The following is a 4,600-nucleotide window of genomic DNA, read 5'->3' on the forward strand; positions in this document are numbered from 1 at the left end:
CGGATCGCTCCGGCGGCGAGTGGTTCCTCAGCGGCCGGAAGGTCGCCGTGCCCGCCGGTTGCGCCGCCGACTTCTTCCTGGTGCCCGCGGCCACCGAGCGCGGTCCGCTGGTGTTCGTGGTCGGGGCGTCCGACGAGGGCGTGTCCGTGCGGCGGCAGGAAGTGGTCGACTCCGACAGCGAAGCGCTGCTCGACCTCACCGAGGTCCGGCTGGGCGATGATCGGGTGCTGGGCGGCGAGGACGCCGCGAGTTGGCTCGCCGCCCGCAGCACGCGCGGCCTGTGCGCCGAACAGCTCGGCGTGCTGGAACGCGCGCTGGAGCTGACCGCCGAGTACGCCCGGGAACGGACCCAGTTCGAGCGTCCGATCGGGAGTTTCCAGGCCGTTTCGCAGCGCCTCGCGGACGCCTTCGTCGACGTCGAAGCGGTCCGGTTGACCACCTGGCAGGCCGCTTGGCGCGCGACCGAGGGCCTGCCCTGCCACAGCGAGGTGGCGACCGCGAAGTTCTGGGCCGCCGAGGCAGGTCACCGCGTGGCGCACACCGCCGTGCACGTGCACGGGGGCGTGGGCATCGACCTCGAACACCACCTGCACCGGTATTTCGTCGCCGCCAAGCGCCGCGAGTTCGCCCTCGGTGCCGCCTCCGCCAACCTGCGCCGGATCGGCGCCGCGCTGGCCGGTGCGGACGGACCCGACCTGGACTGACCGGCGACATCGTTCGCGCAGTCACCCGGCGGGCGTCCGCGAGTGCATTCGGCCGCCCGGCATCTGACGAGGGAGTCGCATGTCCGAGCACGTTCCGACGGTCACCGAACTGCTCGTCGCGCGCGCCGCCGACGAGCGCCCGGGACTCAAGTTCGAGCAGCAGGAATGGTCGTGGTCCGAGCACGTGCAGTGCTGCGCCGACCGCGCCGCCCTGCTGCAGGCGCTGCACCGCGGCGATCGCCCGTTCCACGTCGGCGTGCTGCTGGACAACGTTCCCGAGTTCTCGTTCCTGCTGGGCGCGGCCGCGCTGTCCGGCTCTGTCCTGGTCGGACTCAACACCGGGCGGCGCGGCGAGTCGCTGGGCCGCGACGTGCGGTTGGCCGACTGCGAACTGGTCGTGACCGAGAGCAAGCACGCGGCGCTGCTCGCGGGAGTGGACTTGGATTCCGCGCGGGTGCTGGTCATCGACGATGCCGAATGGGCGGGCCTGCTCGCCGAGCATCGCGGCTCGCCGCTGGACCCGGTGGCGGCCGAACCGGACGACCTGCTCGCGCTGCTGTTCACCTCCGGCACCGGGGGTGAGCCGAAAGCCGTCCGCTGCACCCACGAGAAGATCGCCTTTCCCGGGCGGATGCTGGCCAACCGGTTCGGTCTCGCGCCCAGCGACGGGGTTTACCTGTCGATGCCGATGTTCCACTCGAACGCGCTGTTCGCGGGGTGGGCGGTCGGATTGGCCGCCGGTGCCGCGCTCGGGCTGCGCCGGCGCTTCTCCGCGTCCGGGTTCCTGGCCGACGTGCGGCGATTCGGCTCAACCTACGCGAACTACGTCGGCAAACCCCTCTCGTACATCCTCGCGACCCCGGCGCGGGACGACGACGCCGACAACCCGCTGCGGATCGTTTACGGCAACGAGGGCGCCGAAAACGACCTGGACCGGTTCGCCGAGCGCTTCGGCTGCCAGGTCGTGGACGGTTTCGGCTCCACCGAAGGCGGCGTGGTCGTGCAGCGCACCCCCGACACACCGACCGGCGCGCTCGGCCGTCCCGGGCCGGGAGTGGCAGTGCTCGACCCGGCGACCGAGCAGCGCTGCCCCGCCGCCGAATTCGACCGCGACGGCCGCGTCACGAACCCGGATCAAGCGGTCGGCGAACTGGTCAACACCGCGGGCGCGGGCTCGTTCGCCGGCTACTACAAGGCGCCGGAGGAGAACGCGCAGCGGATGCGCGGCGGCATGTACTGGAGCGGGGACCTCGCCTACCTGGACAGGGACGGGTTCTGCTACTTCGTCGGCCGCTCCGGCGACTGGCTGCGGGTGGACGGCGAGAACCTGGGCACCGCCCCGGTCGAACGGATCCTGCTGCGCCACCCCGGCATCGCGCAGGCAGCGGTCTACGCCGTGCCCGACGCCGAGGTCGGCGACCAGGTGATGGCCGCGATCGTGCTCGCGGACGCACCGCTTACCGCCGCCGAGCTCGGCGATTTCCTCGCCGCGCAGCCGGACCTGGCCCCCAAGCAGCTCCCCCGCTTCGTCCGCATCGCCGCCGACCTGCCGCGCACCGCCACGCACAAGGTCCTCAAACGCCCGCTGGCGGCGGAACGCTGGAACTGCACCGACCCGGTGTGGTGGCGCCCGGGCCAGGACCCGTCGTTCGAGCTGCTGACCCCCGAGCGCGCCGCCGAGCTCACCGCCTCTGAGTGAACGACCTGTTCGTCCCACTAGATTGGTCAAACGGTCCGTTCACTCCGAAAGTTCGGCTCGCGGGGACCTCCCGGAATCGGACGGCAGCGCGGAATCGGGCGGCAGCGCGACGCTCTGCCGGTCCGGGGCGATGGTCCACTGCCACGCCGACAGCGGCGGTTCGCCGCGTTGCTGCCACCAGCGGTAGGCCGCCTCGGCCGCGTCCCACAACCGGCGCGGACCGAACTGGCGGACCACATACCGACCGTTGCCCTCCGGGACGATGCTGGCCCACGATCCGGACAGCGGATCGCGCAACCACGCCACTCCGGGCCGATCCTCGGTGCGGTCCCACACGTTCACCCGGCACGACGGCACCGCGACCGCGATCGGCCAGCGGTGATCATCGGCCAGTAGTGGCACCCACGGCGCGAGATCGGTGAAGCCGAGGTCCGCCGCCGGATCGTCGAAGCGTTCCGCCCCGACAGGATCGGACGCGACCCGGTGCGAACGCAGCTCCATGAAACCGACTCGCAGGGCGGTGGCGCGCCCGGTCGCCGTCCCGTCCTCGCCGACGACGAACCGCACCAGCGGGCCGGAAGCGAGATCGGTCCGCATCGGCGCGAGAATCACCCCGCCCGGACGGGTGTTCGCCACCCACGGGAACGGCAACTGTCCTACGTGGACACCTGCGGTCGAGATCACGCGATCCACCCGGTCCGGCAGAACGTCGGCCACCCCATCGGCCAACCTGGCGTCCACCGCTGCGAAACCCGCCGTCTCCAGGCGCTTCCGCGCGTCCGCCGCCAACACCGGGTCGATCTCCACCGTGGTGACGCTCCCCCGCGCACCGACGATGTGAGCGAGCAGCGCAGCACTCCACCCGGTACCTGTGCCGACCTCGAAAACCACGTGCCCCGGACGCACGTCCGACTCGGCCAGCATGCCGAGCACCACCGACGGCATGGACGCCGAGCAGGTAGGCCGATCGCCGACCCCCGGCCAGGCGGTCGCCCCACCGTCGAACTGGGTCACGATGACGCGGTTGGAGTAGACCGCCGCGAGCCAGCGGTCCGGTTCCGCGGCCCGATCCAGCGCCAGGTACGGCCCGTCCTCGGCCTCTCGCACCCACATGCGATCGGGGATGAACCACTCGCGCGGGACCGCGGTCAGCACCGAACGGAAATCGGCCGGGAGGCCCCCGGCCGATTCCAATTCGTCGATCAGCGTACGCACGCCGTCATCATCGGCGGCGAGGGTCACGCGTCGTCCTCGTATTTTTTCGGGTCCACGTCTCCGCTGGTCTTGCCGGTCTGCTTGTCGTCCTCGACCGAGTGGTCGTTCTTTTCTTCGCCCACTGCCGTGACCTCCTTCGACCTCGCCAAGATTAGGAAACGCGCCCGGTAGCGCGGAACCCTACTCGCTCGCCCGGACCAACGGCCCCGGCAAACGACTTCCGGCAACTGAATAATTGCCAGAAGCGCAAGGCGAGATCTACGAAATCACGGAGGACGGCGAGTCCCTTCCGGACCCTCGGCCTGCGCAACGGAAACGCGGGAATGCCATGCGCAATGGCATCCCCGCTCCCGCGCTTCAGCGGATCTTGTCCAGCCGGTCGAAGGTTTCGCCCGCCTCGTGCAGCAGGCTCTCCATCACGTCGGCGACCGGGCGGACCTCGTTCATCCGGCCGACGATCTGGCCGACCGGCATGGACACCACCTCCGGATCGCCGGAGCGGGTGATCCGCTGGTGGGCCTCGCTGACCAGGATGTTCTGCAGCGGCATCGGCAGCGGATCCGGTGCGTCCGGCTCCGCCCAAGCGTCGGTCCAGCGGGTTTTCAGCAATCGCGCGGGTTTTCCGGTGTAGATCCGGGTGCGGACCGTGTCGCTGGAGTCCGCGCCGACCAGCGCGCGCTGCATCGCCTCGCCACCGAGGGCGATGCCGTACTCCTTGGTGGCCAGCCAGCACGAGCCCATCCACGCGCCGCTGGCACCCAGCGCGAGCGCAGCCGCGACCTGACGCCCCGAGCCGATTCCGCCCGCGGCCAGCACGGGTACCTCCTCGCCCACCGCGTCGACGATCTCCGGCACGAGCACCATCGTGGCGATTTCCCCGGTGTGCCCACCGGCTTCGTGGCCCTGCGCCACCACGACGTCCACGCCCTTGTCCACGTGGCGGCGGGCGTGCTCGGCCTTGCCCGCGAGGGCCGCGACCAGC

Annotated in this window: 4 protein-coding genes; 2 read left to right on the forward strand and 2 right to left on the reverse strand. The window is 71.1% G+C overall.

The genetic code is table 11. The features are described 5' to 3' along the window. Positions 1 to 704 (forward strand): acyl-CoA dehydrogenase (locus tag IJH84_RS25825; protein WP_295149980.1); only part of this gene is annotated, 704 nt, incomplete at its 5' end. 79 nt (positions 705 to 783) lie between these two features. Then, positions 784 to 2,403 carry a long-chain-fatty-acid--CoA ligase gene (locus IJH84_RS25830; RefSeq protein WP_295149983.1) on the forward strand — a complete coding sequence of 540 codons (1,620 nt, stop codon included), beginning with the start codon at positions 784 to 786 and terminating at the stop codon, positions 2,401 to 2,403. A gap of 39 nt (positions 2,404 to 2,442) precedes the next feature. On the opposite strand, the gene IJH84_RS25835 is transcribed toward IJH84_RS25830, so the two are convergent. Beyond that, positions 2,443 to 3,645, reverse strand: coding sequence for a methyltransferase domain-containing protein (locus tag IJH84_RS25835; RefSeq protein WP_295149985.1), 1,203 nt, complete (start codon positions 3,643 to 3,645; stop codon positions 2,443 to 2,445). Between the two features lie 330 nt (positions 3,646 to 3,975). Further along, a partial coding sequence (locus IJH84_RS25840; protein WP_295149987.1) for a nitronate monooxygenase occupies positions 3,976 to 4,600 on the reverse strand: 625 nt, incomplete at its 5' end.

The sequence above is a fragment of the Saccharopolyspora sp. genome (assembly GCF_017434145.1).
Lineage (GTDB): Bacteria > Actinomycetota > Actinomycetes > Mycobacteriales > Pseudonocardiaceae > Saccharopolyspora_C > Saccharopolyspora_C galaxeae.

What these genes read in the sequence shown, in the direction of transcription:
- IJH84_RS25830 (WP_295149983.1), top strand. Translation starts at nt 784, where the DNA reads ATGTCCGAGCACGTTCCGACGGTCACCGAACTGCTCGTCGCGCGCGCC.